This is a genomic window from Bacillus sp. SIMBA_008 (assembly GCF_046535495.1).
In the GTDB taxonomy this organism is placed as follows: Bacteria; Bacillota; Bacilli; order Bacillales; family Bacillaceae; genus Bacillus; species Bacillus subtilis.
Genome location: NZ_JAWRWL010000002.1, coordinates 870,208 through 889,343, shown reverse-complemented (window position 1 = coordinate 889,343; position 19,136 = coordinate 870,208). Strand labels below are relative to the sequence as shown.

The following is a 19,136-nucleotide window of genomic DNA, read 5'->3' as shown; positions in this document are numbered from 1 at the left end:
GGTAAAATAAGAGAAAAAGGCGGTGTTGAGTTGGAAGCATTCAAAAGTATTCTACATGAAGCACAGCGAATTGTTGTGCTGACCGGAGCGGGAATGAGCACAGAATCAGGGATTCCCGACTTTCGTTCAGCAGGGGGCATTTGGACGGAAGATGCCTCAAGAATGGAAGCGATGAGCCTTGATTATTTCTCAAGTCATCCGCGTCTGTTTTGGCCCAAATTCAAAGAATTGTTCCAGATGAAAATGAGCGGCAGCTTTGAACCGAATGAAGGACACTTGCTTTTAGCTGAGTTGGAGAAGCAAGGGAAGCAGGTCGATATTTTCACGCAAAACATTGACGGTCTTCATAAAAAAGCGGGGAGCAGGCATGTATACGAACTGCATGGTTCTATCCAGACAGCAGCTTGTCCGGCATGCGGCGCCCGATATGATCTTCCCCATTTGCTGGAGCGGGAGGTGCCGGAGTGCACGGCGGCCGGAAACAATGGGGACATTTGCGGAACGGTATTAAAAACCGATGTTGTTCTCTTTGGCGACGCCGTCATGCACTTTGACACCCTTTATGAAAAGCTGGATCAAGCAGATCTTTTATTGGTTATCGGCACGTCTCTCGAAGTGGCTCCGGCTAGATTTGTGCCTGAGGATGCAAGTCTGATTCCCGGCATGAAGAAAGTCATCATAAACCTTGAACCAACGTATTGCGACAGCTTGTTTGACATGGTCATCCATCAAAAAATCGGCGAGTTTGCCCGAAGTTTGGGAATAAAAAAGTGAGCCGCCTTATGCGCCTCACTTTTTTATTCATGAACAGGAACCATTGTGTCCTCTAACACTCCGAAGGAATAGCCTTTTTCTTTTAATTTATTGATTAGTACCGGCAGCGCGTTTACGGTAGCGGGAAGATCATGCATGAGAATCACATTCGGGCGGCCTGAAGAGCTGTGTTCCATATTTTCAAGCTGCTCTAACACGGCCGTCACATACTTTGAATTTCGGTATTTCCAGTCCATGCTGTCAATCGTCCAATCCCAGTACACAAAACCGTCTTTCTCAAGATTGCGGATTTGTGAGGGGGTTAGTGACGGTTTGCTTCCGTAGGGCGTTCTGACAAGAGCGGTTTTATATCCTGTAATGTCCTGCAGCGTGTCACGCGCCTCCTGCATTTCTTTTAGCGGAGATGTCGGTGTTTGATAGAACAATCTGTTATTGTGGGTAACGCCATGTAAACCGAGTGCGTGGCCTTCCTTTTCTGCTCTTTTCACAGCTTGTTTGAATTCGTTCATCCGCGGTGACAGCATAAAAAACGTCGCTTTTACATCAGCGCTTTTCAGTACATCGAGCAAGCGGTTTGTAAAGGCTGACGGGCCGTCATCGAAGGTTAAGTAAACCGTTTTATCTCCCATGTCCTGCTTTGTCTGCAGATGTTTTATCAGCAGATCGGGGGAGTCGTTTTTCAGCTTAAGGCTTTCCTTCTCATCTCGAAGCTGTCCGTTAGTTGTGACAGTGACTTCCTTTGCTTTCGTTGAACTGTTAGAATAACCCAAAATCACCATAAGCAAAAGCAGCACACATAAAACTGCTAAACTTGCAAATTTAAAAGCAAGCGAAACTGCAGAAGGAGAAGCCTCTCCTCTCGTTTGTCGCATAACAATCTCTCCATTGGCATAAAATCTCTACATAATGCTGTACAGCAGGCAGCTTATGAAGATGCCTTATGTTTACAACCTATGTATTACCAGTCAAGTATACAGGAATAAAACTGGAAAGCACATAGAAAATTTGTCGAAATGTCAGATTTTAAGGAAAAAATAAACTCCTTTCCGCTATAGATCTCTTGATCTTTCTGTTTTTCAGCTTGTCCAATATGGTAGAATTAGTGATAATGACAGCTTGAATGACATCAGGGACATCTCGAAAAGGGAGGGCTTTTATGAAGGTTTTAGTCAATGGCCGGCTGATTGGGCGCAGTGAAGCATCAATCGATTTGGAAGATCGCGGTTATCAGTTTGGTGACGGCATCTATGAAGTGATCAGGGTGTACAAAGGAGTATTGTTCGGCTTACGTGAGCATGCAGAGCGTTTTTTCAGAAGTGCTGCTGAAATCGGAATTTCACTGCCATTCAGTATAGAAGATCTCGAGTGGGACCTGCAAAAGCTTGTACAGGAAAATGCGGTCAGTGAGGGAGCGGTATACATTCAGACAACAAGAGGTGTGGCCCCGCGAAAACACCAGTATGAAGCCGGCCTCGAGCCGCAGACTACTGCTTATACGTTTACGGTGAAAAAACCGGAGCAAGAGCAGGCATACGGAGTGGCGGCCATTACAGATGAGGATCTTCGCTGGTTAAGATGTGATATCAAAAGTCTGAATTTACTGTATAATGTCATGACGAAGCAAAGGGCCTATGAAGCCGGAGCATTTGAAGCCATTTTACTTAGGGACGGCGTTGTTACGGAGGGTACATCCTCTAACGTTTATGCCGTTATCAACGGCACAGTGCGAACACATCCGGCTAATCGGCTCATTCTCAATGGAATTACACGGATGAATATTTTAGGACTGATTGAGAAGAATGGGATCAAACTGGATGAGACTCCTGTCAGTGAAGAAGAGTTGAAACAGGCGGAAGAGATCTTTATTTCGTCAACGACGGCAGAAATTATTCCGGTCGTGACGCTCGATGGACAATCGGTCGGAAGCGGGAAACCCGGACCGGTGACCAAACAGCTTCAGGCTGCTTTTCAAGAAAGCATTCAACAGGCTGCTAGCATTTCATAAATGAACGAAGAAAAGAGCCCGCTTTTTACAGCGGGGCTCTTTTTATTTTTTAACAAATCCAATCAAAATGGAGATCATTGGCGATATATAGAGGAAGAACGTAAACGGGATGTAGTCTATGACTGGAACACCAAGTGCGCTCGCCATAAATGCGCCGCTGACGCCCCAAGGAATCAATGGGTTAATTAATGTTCCGCCGTCCTCTAATGATCTTGTCAGAAATTTTCGCTGGATGTTTCGTTTGTCATATAAAGATTTAAATGATTGTCCCGGTATTAATATCGATAAATACTGTTCGCCCGTTGCCAAGTTGACGCCGATGCTTGAGCAGACAGTTGCTGCAACAAGACGGCCTTTTGAGCGGATGCCTTTCATGACGCCTTCCAATAGTGCAGAAATCAATCCGATTTTCTCCATCAATCCGCCGAGTGCAAAAGCAATCATAATGAGAGAGACAGAGCCCATCATGGATTGCAGTCCGCCTCTGTTAATAATTTTAGCGGCTGCCTCATTGTCAGTTTCGAAAGTTGTGCCATTTTGCAAAGCTGTCATAAACGCCTGCAGGCTGCTGTCGGGTACAAAAATAGCAGTCAAAATTCCCGAGGAAATAATTCCGGCAGTCAGAACGGGGATTACTGATACCCGTTTTATTGCCAGCAAAACGACTAAGAGCGGAGAAAGAAGGGCCCACGGTGTCACGTTTGCGGCATCTTTTATTCCGGTTATGACCTGCTGAATATTCTCGGTTGAAGCAGCGTCCGCTGACACTGATGAACCGAGAAAGTAAAACAGAACGACAGTGATGAGCAAAGCTGGAATGGTTGTGCCCATCATATGGCGAATGTGTTCAAAGATCGGTATTTCGCCTATTCCGGCTGCAAAGTTGGTTGTGTCCGACATCGGCGACATTTTATCCCCAAAACAAGCGCCGCATATGACTGCGCCTGCTGTCCATTCAAGCGGAACGCTAGCCGCGCTCGCCACGCCGATCAGCGCTACTCCGATTGTGCTTACAGTTGTTAGGCTTGAGCCAACAAGTGTGCTGATGATCATACATGAAAACAAAGCAGTCAACAGAAGGTGGCTTGGTTCAATAAAGGATAGGGCATAAACTGTCACAGTCGGTATTGCGCCGCTGTACATCCAGGCGCCGATTAAGATGCCGATCAGCGCTAGAACAATAATCGGCTGTACGCCGTTTTTGATCCCGTCTACAATCCCTTTTTCAATACTCTTCCAGGAAATTCCAAACCATAAAGCTGCTGCTGAAAGCATGACAACACTTAAAAACAGCGGGATATGAGGTTCTACATGAAGCAAGAATAAGCAAGAAATAATAATGCATAACATCAATATAAATAAACCGACGGCTAACGGAAACGTCAGCTTTTTTTGAGAATCCAAAATAACACCCCATATTTATCTTTAATGCTTTTGTGCTTTTGGGCACGAAAGCATTATAACAGAAAAAAACGAAAATCTATGTTTTTTCACAATTATGAATATAAAAGAAGTGAGCACAGGGCGTGCTCACTTTACAATCAGGACGGGTATATCCGATTTCGCTGAAAGCTTTTCACTTACACTTCCGAATATTAGCTTTTTCAGCCTGTTTTGGTCTCTGCTTCCGGTTACGATCATATCGGCAGAAATGCGGTTTGCATGCTCGATAATTGATTCAGCCGGATCGCCTTCTAATATATCGATATCTCCATCTGCCTGCTGTTCATTCAGCATCATTCTTGCTTCGGCGATGACTTCTTCCGTACGGTCTTCATAGATCATTGGCTCAGGTGATGTTACATCCGATATCAGCGGATCAGGAACACTTGTCATGCCTCCGCTGATATAGCTTGCCTCAGCTGCGGGTCTGGGCGGGTCGATGACGGTCTGATTGTCTTTCATATCATGTGAATGGGCGACGGTAATAGCGGCATTTACGGTTTTAGCAAGATCAATGGCTGTCTGAAGCGCTTTCTTACTATTTTCACTTCCGTCAAACGCAACAATGATACGGTCAGCATGGAACATCCTTCTCACCCTTTCAAAGCGTCTTACAACACTACTACCCGAATTTGAGCACCATTAACCTTTTCCTATTCAAGTAATGATTGACAATAAAAGGTTTTGTTTATATGATGATAAAAAGATGAAATCAGAATGGAAGGAGGGTTTGCTATGCCAAGGAATTTGCGTGTTTATCAAACAGTTTCATATTGGCGCGGCAAACCTTTTGTTCTGTTTTCGTGAACGGTTTTTTAGGTCGGACCGCGCGCTGAAAAGCGCTGTGCGTAACATATCGTAAAAAAGGCATGGAGCTGACGCTTCATGCTTTTTTTATATACAAAATCTAAGGAAAGACAGGTGTATGGGATGTGAAGACCAATACAGAGGCGAGGGCTGTTCGTGCCAAATTGGATGAAAAAAGCTGCAAGGAAAAAATAGAAGGCGGCTGATGAGGAGATGGGGATAGATGTTTTCAGTTTTGAAAAAGCTTGGCTGGTTTTTTAAGGCGTACTGGCTGCGCTATACGATTGCGATTGTCCTTTTATTAGCAGTCAATGTCATTGAAATGTTTCCGCCTAAGCTCTTGGGGAACGCCATAGATGATATGAAAGCAGGGGCATTTACTGCGGAAGGGCTGCTGTTTTATATCGGTATCTTTTTTGTGCTGACGGCGGCCGTGTATATCATGTCTTATTTTTGGATGCATCAGCTGTTTGGCGGAGCGAATCTGATGGAGAAAATTCTTCGTACGAAGCTGATGGGGCATTTGCTGACTATGGCGCCGCCGTTTTATGAAAAAAACCGAACAGGCGATTTAATGGCACGAGGGACAAATGATCTTCAGGCCGTCAGTTTAACCACAGGGTTTGGCATCTTGACGTTAGTTGATTCTACGATGTTTATGATGACGATCTTTTTGACAATGGGGTTTTTGATCAGCTGGAAGCTGACCTTTGCCGCCATTATCCCGCTTCCAGTCATGGCGATTGCAATCAGTCTATATGGAAGTAAAATTCATGAGCGGTTTACTGAGGCCCAAAACGCGTTCGGGGCGCTGAATGACAGAGTGCTGGAATCTGTTTCAGGCGTGCGGGTGATTCGCGCGTATGTTCAGGAAACAAACGATGTTCGCCGGTTTAATGAAATGACCGCTGATGTTTATCAGAAAAATATGAAAGTGGCTTTTATTGATTCACTGTTTGAGCCGACGGTGAAACTGCTTGTCGGCGCAAGCTATCTGATTGGGCTCGGCTACGGAGCGTTTCTTGTATTCCGGAACGAGCTGACGCTTGGAGAGTTAGTGTCCTTTAACGTTTATCTCGGCATGATGATTTGGCCGATGTTTGCAATCGGTGAACTCATTAACGTGATGCAGCGCGGCAATGCGTCATTAGACCGGGTAAATGAAACTCTTTCTTATGAAACGGATGTGACAGATCCAAAACAGCCCGCTGATCTTAAAGAGCCTGGAGATATCGTTTTCAGTCATGTCAGCTTTACATATCCAAGCTCAACAAGTGACAATCTTCAGGATATTTCATTTACGGTGCGAAAAGGGCAGACTGTCGGGATTGCAGGTAAAACCGGGAGCGGAAAAACGACAATTATTAAGCAGCTTTTGCGCCAGTATCCTCTAGGTGAAGGGAGCATTACATTTTCAGGTGTACCGATTCAGCAAATCCCTCTTGACCGTCTCCGCGGATGGATCGGATATGTGCCTCAGGATCATTTACTGTTTTCACGGACTGTAAAAGAAAATATTTTATACGGAAAACAGGATGCAACTGATAAAGAGGTTCAGCAAGCCATTGCCGAAGCACATTTTGAAAAAGATTTGCACATGCTTCCGTCCGGTCTGGAGACAATGGTCGGTGAAAAAGGCGTGGCACTGTCAGGCGGACAGAAACAAAGAATTTCGATTGCGAGAGCACTCATGGCGAATCCGGAAATCTTGATTCTGGATGATTCACTTTCCGCTGTAGATGCCAAAACAGAGGCTGCAATTATCAAGAACATCAGAGAAAACCGCAAAGGAAAAACGACATTTATTTTGACGCACCGATTATCCGCGGTTGAGCACGCTGACCTGATCCTTGTGATGGACGGCGGCGTCATTGTTGAGAGAGGCACGCATCAAGAACTGCTGGCCAATAATGGGTGGTACCGGGAACAATATGAAAGACAGCAGCTGTTCACTGCGGAAGAAGGGGGAGCAGGGGCATGAAAATAGGAAAAACGTTATGGAGATACGCACTTCTTTATCGAAAATTGCTGATCACAGCCGTCCTTTTGCTAGCTGTCGCCGTCGGTGCAGAACTGACCGGGCCGTTTATTGGCAAGAAAATGATAGATGACCATATCCTCGGTATTGAGAAAACATGGTATGAAGCTGCGGAAAAAGATAAAAATGCCGTTCAGTTTCACGGCGTCTCATATGTCAGAGAGGACCGAATGCAGGAACCTGTTTCAAAAGCAAAAGAAGCGCATATTTATCAAGTGGGAATGGCGTTCTATTTTGTTGATCAGGCTGTCAGCTTCGACGGGAATAGAAGGGTTTCTGACGGGAAGCTGACGATCACAAACGGAGACAAGAGCCGGGCATATGCTGCCGAAAAGCTGACTAAGCAGGAACTTTTCCAGTTCTATCAGCCGGAAATAAAGGGAATGGTGTTTCTGATCTGCCTGTATGGGGGCTTGCTTGTGTTTTCGGTATTCTTTCAATACGGACAGCATTATCTGCTGCAGATGAGCGCCAATCGGATTATTCAAAAGATGAGGCAGGACGTGTTTTCGCACATACAGAGTATGCCGATTCGCTATTTTGACAACCTTCCGGCCGGAAAAGTCGTTGCGCGGATTACCAATGATACGGAGGCTATCAGGGATTTATATGTCACAGTGCTTTCAACATTTGTGACAAGCGGAATCTATATGTTCGGGATATTCACGGCTTTGTTTCTGCTTGATGTGAAGCTTGCGTTTGTATGTCAGGCAATTGTGCCGATTATCTGGCTGTGGTCTGTCATATACCGGAGATATGCGTCATATTACAACCAAAAAATCCGCTCGATCAACAGTGACATTAACGCAAAAATGAATGAGTCAATTCAAGGCATGACCATTATCCAGGCTTTCCGCCATCAAAAGGAAACAATGAGAGAATTTGAGGAATTAAATGAATCACATTTTTATTTCCAAAACAGGATGCTGAATTTAAACTCCTTAATGTCCCATAATTTGGTCAATGTCATCCGCAATCTTGCGTTCGTCTGTCTGATCTGGCATTTTGGCGGTGCGAGCCTGAATGCGGCCGGGATTGTTTCTATCGGTGTGCTGTACGCGTTTGTCGATTATTTGAACCGGTTATTTCAGCCGATCACAGGCATCGTCAATCAGTTTTCAAAGCTGGAGCTTGCAAGGGTCTCCGCCGGGCGTGTTTTTGAACTGCTTGAAGAAAAGAATACGGAAGAAGCGGGTGAACCGGCGAAGGAGCGCGCGCTGGGGCGGGTTGAATTTCGTGATGTGTCATTTGCGTATCAAGAAGGTGAAGAGGTATTAAAGCATATTTCCTTTACTGCGCAAAAAGGCGAAACCGTAGCGCTCGTCGGCCATACCGGATCAGGAAAAAGCTCGATTTTGAATCTTCTGTTTCGTTTTTATGATGCGCAAAAAGGTGATGTCTTAATTGATGGAAAAAGCATTTACAACATGTCAAGACAGGAACTCAGATCCCATATGGGCATTGTGCTTCAGGACCCGTACTTATTCTCGGGTACAATCGGATCTAACGTAAGTCTGGATGACGAAAGAATGACTGAAGAAGAAATAAAAAATGCACTGCGGCAAGTCGGTGCTGAGCCTCTTCTTAAGAAGCTTCCTAAAGGCATTAATGAGCCCGTGATTGAAAAAGGCAGCACGCTATCCTCTGGAGAGCGGCAGTTAATTTCTTTCGCAAGAGCTTTGGCGTTTGATCCCGCGATCTTGATTTTAGATGAGGCAACGGCGCATATTGATACAGAGACAGAGGCCGTGATCCAGAAGGCGCTTGATGTCGTCAAACAAGGACGCACCACCTTCGTCATCGCTCACCGGCTTTCAACAATCAGAAATGCTGATCAGATTTTGGTTCTTGATAAGGGAGAAATTGTTGAGAGAGGGAACCACGAGGAACTGATGGCATTAGAAGGCCAATATTATCAAATGTATGAACTGCAAAAGGGACAGAAACATTCCATTGCATAACGCTCAAAAACCCAAAACAATCGTGTTTTGGGTTTTTGGTTTATGTAGTCAATAAGCCAGTCCGACACGGTATCCGACATACTCACCTGTAACGAGCTCACGATATAAAAAGTCCGCAGTATCGCCGACCGAAATGCTTGTGCCGCCCTCAGGCAAAACGTTACGCTCCGTACGATAAACGCCGGTTGCTGTTCCGTCCGGGAGGTAAGTGGGGCAGATGATTGTCCAGTCTAATGATGATTCTTTAAGCATTTCGTATACTTTTGCATGCTCCTTGGCTGCGCGGGTCTGCTTTCGTTTCGATTCATTTGTTTCAAACCGGTATTTCCCCGGTTCATATCGGGAATCTAGGATCCCTGCGGTGCCGATCGTAATAAGCCGTTTGATATGCTGTTCCTCCATAGCGGAGAGAATGTGTGCCATAGCAGTTGACAAGGTATCATCACCATCTGTGCCTAGACAGCTGATCACGATTTCAGCATTCTCCATTATTTTTTTCACATCTTCTAAGCGGCGGGCGTTCCCCATGATGGTTCTGTCTTTTGAAAGGGGAAAATCAGCATGTTGAGATCTGATCAGAGCGAAAATATCAAATCTTTCATCTGCTGCAGCTTGTGTTAAAAAGGCTTGTCCGACGCGGCCGCTGGCTCCTAATAAAGCGATTTTCATCAAAAAACCTCCTCGCCTTTCATTATAAAAGGATGTTCTCAGTTTGAACAGCGCGGGAAAGAATACCTGTACAAATAAACAGAACGATGGGAAACATATTCATGAATCATGGATACACTTACGAACTGAACCAGCTCCCAATTCACAATGGTGATGAATGACACCCCGATTCCCTCCCTTTTTTTCTAGGATATGTGGAGCAGGAAAAAAGGGTGACAAAATAAAGAGAGCGCGGAAACCGCGCCCTCTATAGCCATATATTGAATTGTTATTGAACTCTGCCGCCCATTTGCTGCTGAGCGAAAGATACTAAACGTTTTGTGATTTCTCCTCCGACAGAACCGTTAGCGCGAGAAGTTGTGTCCGCTCCAAGGTTAACGCCGAATTCAGAAGCGATTTCAAGTTTCATTTGATCGATAGCCTGAGCTGCGCCAGGAACTAGCAAGTCATTTGAAGAGTTTTGGTTAGCCATGTGTAAAATCTCCTTTTTATTTAGTATGGTTGGGTTAACTGGAGTTGCACCAATCTGTGAACCCTTCTCGGGTGTCACTGCCGCCTCGGCGTAACCCAATGCTTTGCCGGCTTGTTACTACGTATTATGTTAAAATGGCCGGAAACTCATGCGGAGAATTGTGTGGTAAATCTTGAGAAAGCAAAAAAAGCTTAGCCGTTTAGGCTAAGCTAGTCATAAATATGAAAAAGCATCAGTTCATGTATCTCGTTTGTAAGAGCAGGCTCGTCAGCGCGGGCGGGAAACAAGTCTCCCCATTCAATCTCACCGCTCTTATGATAGATGCCTTCATAATGGGTCCCTTTATAATAAAATGAAATTTTCCATCCGGGCAGCTTTTCTTTTGGGAACAAAGGTTTCCAGCTGAAATGAGAAATCATTACGGCCACGCTCCTTACATTTGGTATCAATTGACCTGAATAAAAACGGCTTATGTTCATTGTATCATTGTTTCAGAACATCATTGAAGAGGCCTTAATATGCAGATTGTCCCAGCTTTGGATAAAGATAAGCCCGCTTTATTAAAAAAGCGGACAGGTTACGAAGGCCACAATGCTTCAGGAGATGTGATTGCCTTCTCAGATAAATATGACGCGTATTCAAAGCTTCTTCGTTTTGTAAGAGAATCAACATGATGCAAATTTGGATGAGAAAAAATGCTTCGGCCTGGGCGCGAATTCGCTTCAAACATCCATACTTTACCGTTCTGATCAATGCCAAAATCGAAACCAATCTCCCCGATAAACCCCTCGATATGATCATGAAGGACATGGCTTGCCGTCAGTGCCGCTGCAGAAAGCTTTTTTATGACCTCAACTCTTTCAGTGGGATCATCGTATACTTCCGCAAGTGTCTTTACAGTGCCGCCGTTAGAAAGATGTGTTGTAATGCTGTTCTTTCCGGAAATTTTTACGGCGATTGCTGTCACTGTCCATTTTCCTTTTCTGTTTTTATTGGTATGGACACGGAAATCCGCTGGTTTGCCTTGAAATTCGATGAGATCAACACCTTGCTGAATGAGAAAGTCGGACGTGTTGTGCTGTTTTTGAAATTCTGCAAGGAATGAGGCGGCATCGGAATAATCAATCGAAGTAAATGTTTTGGCGTCATTCGTATGCTTTACCGTCAGGCCGCCATCTGTTCTTTTCAGCTGATAAATGCCGGTGCCGAGTGCTCCATTTGCCGGTTTGATATAGACTTTTTTGTATGCGCCACAGAGCTCATCTATCAGCTCCACAGACGGTGTCAGCTCGGATCTAGGCAAAAAGGGTGCCGTTCTCGGATCTTTTTCGAGCAATTGATGAACGTTCCATTTATTGAAAAACGTTTTATTAAACCATGGGATCTGATATTCATCGATCAGCCTCTTTTTTGTATGTTGCAAGAGAAGTGAATCTTCAATTTTTCGGTTCGGCAAACGGTCATAAACGACGTTCGGCAATGGAACAATTTTTTTCTCCCAGCCGTTTTCCCTGTAAAGGAGGCCTTCAATTGTGCCTTCCTCCCAATTGATTTGGTGCGCGCCAAAAACGAAGCAGTAGCCTCCGGCTTGCTCGTGTAACGTGACAAGTTTAGAAAAAAAGAGGGAACGATCCTTAAATGGACGTTCAAGAGATACAGTAAACCCTGCCGTAAAGATGCCGACTAACGGCCCGATATGCACTGTATGATCATGAATCAGTATATCAGCCCTGCTTCGGTGGGGGAGCAAAAGCTCATGAAACAGATTTTCAGAGAGTAGCACGGTTTGTTCCAGATGCCGTCTGTAAGCAACGTGGCATCTGACAACCTTCGTTCCGAATGCGGCATGCAAAAGTCCGTCTCGCTTCAGCGAAGAGGGCAGAAACAGGGTGTTTTCACTGGTTTTGTCTATGCCGATCAAAAACCGTTTAGGATTCACGCGGAAGAACTCCTTTCTGGCTTTGCTCAGAAAACAGATATTGGCAGCGCTTTAGGGGACAAGTGTACAGCTGTTCTTTTTGCTCGGGAGAGACACGCAGGATTGACTTCCTGCCCGGTTTTGAATTGATATCTAAAATCCAAATTCTCCCGTCCTTAGCAAGACATATATCAAGACCGAGTTCAAACAACGGTCCATAGCGCTCGTCAAGATAATACGGAACCGATTGGGTAATCGAAAACACATCATCTAGTAAAACCACTTGCTGTTTTTTCGGTATATCTTCAAACCAGGAGTCAAATGTCAGCGCATCAGATCCGCCTGACAAATTGGCCAGCAGCCCGTGTTTGTATCCGCGTCTTACTGCCTTTCCGACTGTATTCCATTCACCTGCTTCGTTTTTTTCCATAAACAGACGAATATCACAAGGGTATTGTTCCTTATCTTGAATGTTTAAGTAAGGCTGAAGCAAATATTGATGCTGAAGCACTTTTTTGCACCATGTTTTAAAAGAAGTCTGGTTGGAAAACGTTTTTGTCTGCTTATCCTTTCCGATGTGATAAGTAGCTGTGATGTTTTTCTTGCCCAGCTTCAATAGAATCACGCCTCTGCCTCCCGCGCCGAATGCCGGTTTAAGGATGCAGGCTTTTTCTTTGGATAAAAAGGAGTGAATTTGTTCGTAGCGGCTCACCTTTATCGTTTCCGGAATATAGGGATTGATTACAGAGTGCTGCTGCAAATCGTGAAGGACGGTCCACTTATCGGGAAGACCCCGCCCGATAAATTCCGTTTTCGGATATTTTTTGAGCCACTCAACGATTGGTTTTGCTTTTTGGGAATGTGAATCCTTGCCGTAAAAACAGCGATCATAAATATAATCTGGAATCGCCATTTCAGTTTCGTTCCATGTGCTGCTGGCCGAATGATAGACCGATGCTTTGACACGCAAAGTGTCAGGTAAAATATCAAATGGTGTAAACCGGATGAAACGTATGCCGAATTCGGGTGCTCTTTTGGCCAGTTCTGCGGAATAATCCGCTTCATGCTGGCGGGATAAGGACATAAAACCGAGTGTTATCATGGTGAGACTCCCCCTTTTATTCAAAAGCTGCCGGCGGGTGTCCGCAGCTTTACACTAAATACATGTAAGACGAACGCAGCTGACGGTATTCTACTTTACAGAATACGATTCTTCACCTTGCCCTATTCCAAAAGAACAAGCTGATTTTCTAAGAACAGGAATTTGTCTCCTCGTTTGCTAAGTGATTGCATGAGCCTCTATAATACGTATAGGTACATAATCTATATGAAAAAAGCTGAAGCACAGATGGAGGAAGATGAATAGGAATGGGTATTGCAGGAACCTTTATTTTTATGATCGTGATCGGCGCTGCCATTGGAGCGGTGACCAATCATTTAGCAATTCAAATGCTGTTTAGGCCGTATAAAGCGTACTATTTGTTTGGGAAGCGAGTTCCTTTTACGCCCGGGCTGATTCCAAGACGGCGAGATGAACTTGCAAAACAAATGGGACTGATGGTAGTCAATCATCTCTTAACCCCTGAAGGCATTAAAAAGCGGCTCGTCTCTGATGCAGCCAAAACGCAGGCTCTTCGAGTGGGGGAACAGCTGATTCAAAAGCTGTCACTTTCTGAAGTGACAGTAAAAGAAGCGCTTGAAAAAGCCGGGATGAAGCGCCCCGAAAAAGCTGCTGATGCATGGATCAGCAGCTGGACCGATGATAAGCTGAATGAGCTTTTCCGCCAATACGGGGACCAATCGTTAAAAGAGCTGGTGCCTATAGAGGTGCAGGAAAAGCTTGAGGAAAAAATTCCGATGATTTCAGGATATATATTGTCACGGAGTGTCCGTTATTTTGAAAGTGATGAAGGAAAAATCCGTCTTGGCAATATGATTGATGACTTTTTAAAAGAGCGCGGCATGCTTGGAAGCATGGTGCAAATGTTTCTTGGCAATTCAAGCCTTGCGGATCGCGTGCTGCCGGAGCTGCTGAAATTCTTGCGGAATGAGGAAACAAATAAATTGCTTTCTGATCTCTTAAAAAACGAATGGGGCAAGCTGAGGGAGTATACGTTTAATGAAGCAGACGAAAAATGGAATGCAAAGGCGCTCATTTTCAGTTTGAAACGAAGAATGCTGCAAGTATTTTCGACTGCCCCTTTCTTCAACAATACGATTGGCACGCTTACCGTCCGCTATGAATCTGAGCTGACCCAGCAAATGCTGCCGGCACTGTTAGACAAATTGCTTGAAGGGATTTCGTCCAACCTTGAAAGTGTCTTAAAACGGTTGCGTCTTGAGGAAATCGTCAAGGAGCAGGTGGATCAGTTCCCGGTGGAGCGTCTTGAAGAAATGGTGCTGTCCATTTCAAAAAAAGAATTTAAAATGATTACCTATTTGGGGGGCCTTCTCGGCGGAATTATAGGCGCGATTCAAGCACTGTTTGTCATCCTTTTTTAAGAAGAAATGGGTTTTGATTAATGAAAGGATCTCCATAGTCTGTTATAGTGGAGTGGTATGTCAAACGGCAATGATGAAAGGAGCTATTTACAATGGCTGTTAATTTTTATGATGTAGCGTATGATCTGGAAAATGCATTACGCGGGAGCGAAGAGTTCACCCGTTTAAAAAACCTTTACGACGAAGTTAACGCAGATGAATCAGCGAAGCGCATGTTCGAAAACTTCCGTGATGTACAGCTTAGACTCCAGCAAAAACAAATGGCAGGAGAAGAGATTACACAAGAAGAAGTGACGCAGGCTCAAAAAACAGTTGCGCTTGTACAGCAGCACGAAAAAATTTCTCAGCTGATGGAAGCGGAGCAGCGCATGAGCATGCTGATTGGTGAATTGAACAAAATCATTATGAAGCCTTTAGAAGAGCTTTACGGCAGTGTTGAAGGCTAATCAGCAAAATCCCTTCTTGGATAAGAAGGGATTTTTTATTCATTCAGCAAACTTGGAAATCCAATGAATCTTTTACCTCTCCATTGATGATGACTGATAATGTATGAATTCCTTTGTAATGCTTTCTGGTGGTTAAATCCTTAAAGGATTGGATTCTTGTGTATGACTTCGTTTCGTTTTTTCGTATATTTGTTTCTGTTATTTTAAATACTTTCTGATGACGCTGGCCTCTTGCTTTTACAAAATCAATTGCGTACTCAATTCTTACTTTTTGATCCCTGTCTGAATGAATATAGAAAGAAAATTCAAGGCTTTCGCCAATAACTATACGTTTGGGCTGGCATGTTAAATCATGTAGTTGTATCGAATCAGCATTTTCATAACCAAAAAGCGCTAAGGCCTGTTTATCACCCTTTTTTAATAAGGTCCGATAGGCGTGTTTGATAATCCAGTCTGTATGGGGATGTGTTCCGTACCATTGATCTGCGACTTTTCTCAGTAAATGAGGATGCGTTTTTGATATATCATTAAGGTTGTTGGCCACGCTTTTCCTTACATATAAGGACTCGTCCTGCATCAGCTTCTCAAGGATCGGCAATACGGGGGAAGGGTCCGATTTCAAAGCCGGTATCGATTTTCCCCATGGCAGGCGGGGCCTGCTGCCTTCGCTCGCAAGTCTTCTCACGTGTTCATTTTTATGCTCAGACCATGCAAGCAATTGTGCAATCATCTTTTCTTGATCTAACAGCAAAAAAGGCCTTACAGCAAATTCTGAGGTCGAATATTGCGTAAAGTATTCCAATGCCTTTATTGATTCTTCCCAATGCGCTAACCCGTACTGTTCCACATAATCTGGAAATAAAATTCCGCTGAGTCCTTTAAAATGAGGGGCTGTATCCCGTAAAATTGTGAGCGCTTCAACGTATTGTTTTGGCAAAGTTTCGTATAAAGAAACTGTCACGCGGCGCATCCGCTCTTTTAAAGTGAGTTCAGGCCAGTCCTCCAGCCGTAATGTACCCAAGAATCTGTTTTTGTTAAAATCAGGATAGGATGACCTTACATGATGGATCAACTGAGATATCAGTTCTTCATTATATATTTCTTTTAAATCAGCCATATAAACACCGCTTTTTCGTTTATTATTTATATTGTATGGGAATGTACGTTCTGGATCAAGTGTATAGTCCTAAAAATTAACAACTGATCCTACCACGGATATACAAAAGTTGGTTACTTTTTTTAGTTAAAAAAACCCTTGTCATCGGAAAGGAAAACTGAGATAATAACATTGAAAGCGCCTACACTTACCTATTTCAAATGGATACGGTCGCATATCATGCCGTTATATAGAGGGGATAAGCAACAGAGAGTAAGTGTTCGGAGCGCATCATTGGTCAAACAAGGGGTTCCTGATACATGATTTTTCGTAAATCGAAATAACGATATTAGGGAGAATGGCTGCTTCGATCGTATCCTATCAACAAGCCATACATAAAGTCTGCTGAGCCAGGCTTTTTTTGCTTTAAGAAAAGGTTGTTCTAAACACAGAGACAGGGTCATATCCTATACACAAGTACAGTCATCAAGGAGGGGGACATCTCTGTGTCAAAACAATTGCTTGCCTTAAATATAGATGGAGCGCTGCTTCGGTCGAACGGGAAGATTCATCAGGCAACGAAAGACGCGATTGAATATGTAAAGAAAAAAGGGATTTACGTCACACTTGTGACCAACCGTCATTTTCGCTCAGCACAGAAAATAGCGAAATCGCTAAAGCTTGATGCCAAGCTGATCACCCATAGCGGGGCATATATCGCTGAGAAAATTGACGCCCCGTTTTTTGAAAAAAGAATTTCTGATGATCATACCTTTAACATTGTTCAAGTGCTGGAGAGCTATCAATGTAATATTCGGCTTCTTCACGAAAAGTATTCCATCGGAAACAAGAAAAAGGTGAATTCGAATTTATTGGGGAAAGCACTCATTCATCCGTCTGACCCGATCTTTTATCCAGTCCAGTTCGTTGAATCATTAAGCGATCTCCTCATGGATGAGCCGGTGAGTGCACCCGTCATCGAGGTGTACACGGAGCACGACATTCAGCATGACATTACAGAAACGATTACAAAAGCCTTCCCTGCGGTGGACGTGATTCGCGTAAACGATGAGAAGCTGAATATCGTCCCGAAAGGTGTCTCGAAGGAAGCGGGTTTGGCCCTCGTCGCTTCAGAGCTGGGCCTGAGTATGGATGATGTCGTGGCCATTGGGCATCAGTATGACGATCTGCCGATGATCGAACTTGCCGGTCTTGGGGTAGCGATGGGGAATGCCGTTCCGGAAATTAAGAGAAAGGCAGATTGGGTTACAAGGTCCAATGACGAGCAAGGTGTCGCTTATATGATGAAGGAATATTTCCGAATGCAGCAGCGAAAAGGATTTCTTGATAAGTTCCACATGAAACGTGTGTAAAAAAGCCGCTCGCGCCCTGACAGGTGCGGCGGCTTTTTTGCCGGATTGATTTTAGCAGTTTATTTCTGTACACTAAAGAAAGTTTTGAATCTGATAAATTAGGTGATGAAGTTGCAAATTAAAATAGAAGGCATACATGATGACCGCCTGCATCGGCCTCTGCAAAATATTGCAAATTTGTTTTATGAAGAGTGCGAGCTTGCGTATGGCGGAGAGGAGCCCGCAGATTTTGTCATTTCTTTAGCGTTGTCACAAACGGATGAGCATGTGACGGTTTCGGGAGAAGTGAAGGGTACTGGCATAAAGGAACAGCATACAAAATTCTTTTCTCCCGGCATGAATGAAAAAGAAGCTTTTAAGCAAGTGAAAAACACAATTTCTTATGTGTATCTCAATCTTCTTCAGGCGCATACGGGCATTACGCAGAAGTGGGGAATCCTCACAGGAATCCGGCCCACAAAGCTGCTTCATAAAAAACTGCAAAGCGGAATGTCCAAGGAGCAAGCGCATGCTGAGTTGAAAAAAGACTATTTAATTCATGATGAAAAAATCATGCTAATGCAGGAAATTGTTGACCGTCAGCTGGCGGCAGTGCCGGATTTGTACCGAGTAAAGGATGAAGTCAGCATTTATATCGGCATTCCGTTCTGCCCGACAAAATGCGCGTATTGCACATTCCCTGCGTATGCCATCCAGGGACAGGCAGGCAGAGTCGGCTCATTCCTATGGGGACTGCATTACGAAATGCAGAAGATCGGTGAATGGCTGAAGGAGCATGATGTTAAGGTTACAACCATTTACTTTGGCGGCGGGACGCCGACAAGCATTACAGCGGAGGAGATGGATCTGCTGTATGAAGAAATGGTCCGCTCCTTCCCGGATGTGAAAAACATTCGTGAGATTACGGTGGAGGCCGGTCGTCCTGATACGATTACAGAAGAAAAACTCGCCGTTTTAAACAAATATGACATTGATCGGATCAGCATCAATCCGCAATCCTATGAAAACGAAACGCTAAAGGCGATCGGGCGGCACCATACGGTTGAAGAGACCATTGAGAAATATCATCTGTCACGCCAGCATGGCATGAATAATATCAACATGGACTTGATTATTGGTTTGCCTGGGGAAGGCGTGAAGGAGTTCAGGCACAGTCTTTCAGAAACAGAAAAACTGATGCCGGAATCCCTTACCGTTCATACTCTTTCATTTAAACGGGCGTCAGAAATGACGAGAAACAAACATAAGTACAAAGTTGCCGGCAGGGAAGAGGTTTCTCAAATGATGGAAGACGCGGTAGCCTGGACGAAAGAGCATGGGTACGTGCCTTATTATTTATACCGCCAGAAAAACATTCTTGGAAACCTTGAAAACGTCGGATACTCTTTGCCGGGACAAGAAAGCATCTACAACATTATGATTATGGAAGAGGTGCAGACGATTATTGGCATCGGCTGCGGCGCTGCTAGTAAATTTATTGATCGGGATACAGGGAAAATTACGCATTTTGCGAATCCGAAAGATCCGAAATCGTACAATGACCGCTTCGAGCACTACACGGACGAAAAAATCAAATATTTAGAGCAGATTTTTGAAAAAACGACAAAGCAGCACTGATTACAGTGCTGCTTT

Annotated in this window: 18 protein-coding genes and 1 pseudogene; 9 read left to right on the top strand and 10 right to left on the bottom strand. The window is 44.3% G+C overall.

Annotated elements, in window-relative coordinates:
- Positions 1 to 30 precede the first annotated feature (30 nt).
- Positions 31 to 774: a sirtuin NAD-dependent deacetylase gene (gene srtN, locus SB658_RS10100; RefSeq protein WP_032725294.1), complete on the top strand. Its 744-nt coding sequence runs from the start codon at positions 31 to 33 to the stop codon at positions 772 to 774.
- A 23-nt stretch (positions 775 to 797) separates the two neighbouring features.
- Here srtN and SB658_RS10095 read toward each other — a convergent pair whose 3' ends face one another.
- Complete coding sequence (locus SB658_RS10095) at positions 798 to 1,646, bottom strand: polysaccharide deacetylase family protein (RefSeq protein WP_032725295.1); 849 nt, start codon at positions 1,644 to 1,646, stop codon at positions 798 to 800.
- 284 nt (positions 1,647 to 1,930) lie between these two features.
- Here SB658_RS10095 and dat point away from each other — a divergent pair, with 284 nt between their 5' ends.
- On the top strand, positions 1,931 to 2,779 hold the full coding sequence (dat, locus tag SB658_RS10090; protein ID WP_017695386.1) for a D-amino-acid transaminase: 849 nt from the start codon (positions 1,931 to 1,933) through the stop codon (positions 2,777 to 2,779).
- 42 nt (positions 2,780 to 2,821) lie between these two features.
- Here dat and nhaC read toward each other — a convergent pair whose 3' ends face one another.
- Positions 2,822 to 4,183: a Na+/H+ antiporter NhaC gene (nhaC, locus tag SB658_RS10085; RefSeq protein WP_120363312.1), complete on the bottom strand. Its 1,362-nt coding sequence runs from the start codon at positions 4,181 to 4,183 to the stop codon at positions 2,822 to 2,824.
- A gap of 126 nt (positions 4,184 to 4,309) precedes the next feature.
- On the bottom strand, positions 4,310 to 4,810 hold the full coding sequence (locus SB658_RS10080; protein ID WP_015252456.1) for a universal stress protein: 501 nt from the start codon (positions 4,808 to 4,810) through the stop codon (positions 4,310 to 4,312).
- 163 nt (positions 4,811 to 4,973) lie between these two features.
- Here SB658_RS10080 and SB658_RS10075 point away from each other — a divergent pair.
- The 3 genes and pseudogenes from SB658_RS10075 to bmrD all read left to right on the top strand — a co-directional run bounded on the left by SB658_RS10075 (position 4,974) and on the right by bmrD (position 9,028).
- Positions 4,974 to 5,133 (top strand): annotated as a pseudogene (locus tag SB658_RS10075) (hypothetical protein).
- 119 nt (positions 5,134 to 5,252) lie between these two features.
- Positions 5,253 to 7,010 carry a multidrug ABC transporter ATP-binding protein BmrC gene (bmrC, locus tag SB658_RS10070; RefSeq protein WP_144500811.1) on the top strand — a complete coding sequence of 586 codons (1,758 nt, stop codon included), beginning with the start codon at positions 5,253 to 5,255 and terminating at the stop codon, positions 7,008 to 7,010.
- Positions 7,007 to 9,028, top strand: coding sequence for a multidrug resistance ABC transporter ATP-binding protein/permease BmrD (bmrD, locus tag SB658_RS10065; RefSeq protein ID WP_144500812.1), 2,022 nt, complete (start codon positions 7,007 to 7,009; stop codon positions 9,026 to 9,028). Before bmrC ends, bmrD begins: the two co-directional genes overlap by 4 nt.
- 48 nt (positions 9,029 to 9,076) lie before the next feature.
- Here bmrD and SB658_RS10060 read toward each other — a convergent pair whose 3' ends face one another.
- From SB658_RS10060 to spaC, 6 genes are all read right to left on the bottom strand, one after another.
- Positions 9,077 to 9,697, bottom strand: a complete 621-nt coding sequence (locus SB658_RS10060) for an SDR family oxidoreductase (protein WP_014479319.1) — start codon at positions 9,695 to 9,697, stop codon at positions 9,077 to 9,079.
- 38 nt (positions 9,698 to 9,735) lie between these two features.
- Positions 9,736 to 9,861, bottom strand: a complete 126-nt coding sequence (locus tag SB658_RS10055) for a hypothetical protein (RefSeq protein WP_003245136.1) — start codon at positions 9,859 to 9,861, stop codon at positions 9,736 to 9,738.
- Positions 9,862 to 9,965: 104 nt separating this feature from the next.
- Entirely contained in the window at positions 9,966 to 10,169 is a 204-nt protein-coding gene (sspB, locus tag SB658_RS10050) for a beta type acid-soluble spore protein SspB (RefSeq protein WP_003233287.1), read from the bottom strand.
- Positions 10,170 to 10,378: 209 nt separating this feature from the next.
- Entirely contained in the window at positions 10,379 to 10,597 is a 219-nt protein-coding gene (locus tag SB658_RS10045; RefSeq protein ID WP_010886462.1) for a YheE family protein, read from the bottom strand.
- A 149-nt stretch (positions 10,598 to 10,746) separates the two neighbouring features.
- Positions 10,747 to 12,108, bottom strand: coding sequence for a spore coat associated protein YheD (yheD, locus tag SB658_RS10040; protein ID WP_046160225.1), 1,362 nt, complete (start codon positions 12,106 to 12,108; stop codon positions 10,747 to 10,749).
- The gene (gene spaC / locus SB658_RS10035) at positions 12,098 to 13,189 is read right to left on the bottom strand and encodes a spore coat associated protein SpaC (RefSeq protein ID WP_014479322.1); all 1,092 of its coding nucleotides are present in this window, start codon (positions 13,187 to 13,189) and stop codon (positions 12,098 to 12,100) included. The genes yheD and spaC overlap by 11 nt, the downstream gene beginning before the upstream one ends.
- A 266-nt stretch (positions 13,190 to 13,455) precedes the next feature.
- Between spaC and SB658_RS10030 the strand changes: the two genes are divergently transcribed.
- On the top strand, positions 13,456 to 14,589 hold the full coding sequence (locus tag SB658_RS10030) for a DUF445 domain-containing protein (RefSeq protein ID WP_046160226.1): 1,134 nt from the start codon (positions 13,456 to 13,458) through the stop codon (positions 14,587 to 14,589).
- 92 nt (positions 14,590 to 14,681) lie between these two features.
- The gene (locus SB658_RS10025; protein ID WP_003224239.1) at positions 14,682 to 15,035 is read left to right on the top strand and encodes a YlbF/YmcA family competence regulator; all 354 of its coding nucleotides are present in this window, start codon (positions 14,682 to 14,684) and stop codon (positions 15,033 to 15,035) included.
- 43 nt (positions 15,036 to 15,078) lie between these two features.
- On the opposite strand, the gene SB658_RS10020 is transcribed toward SB658_RS10025, so the two are convergent.
- Entirely contained in the window at positions 15,079 to 16,152 is a 1,074-nt protein-coding gene (locus tag SB658_RS10020) for a DNA alkylation repair protein (protein WP_003233279.1), read from the bottom strand.
- A 485-nt stretch (positions 16,153 to 16,637) separates the two neighbouring features.
- On the opposite strand from SB658_RS10020, the gene SB658_RS10015 reads away from it, so the two are divergent.
- Both SB658_RS10015 and SB658_RS10010 read left to right on the top strand, forming a co-directional pair.
- The gene (locus SB658_RS10015) at positions 16,638 to 17,504 is read left to right on the top strand and encodes a Cof-type HAD-IIB family hydrolase (protein WP_003233277.1); all 867 of its coding nucleotides are present in this window, start codon (positions 16,638 to 16,640) and stop codon (positions 17,502 to 17,504) included.
- A gap of 111 nt (positions 17,505 to 17,615) precedes the next feature.
- Positions 17,616 to 19,121 (top strand): coproporphyrinogen III oxidase, encoded by a 1,506-nt coding sequence (locus tag SB658_RS10010; protein WP_032677416.1) that lies wholly within the window; start codon positions 17,616 to 17,618, stop codon positions 19,119 to 19,121.
- The last annotated feature ends 15 nt before the right edge of the window (positions 19,122 to 19,136 follow it).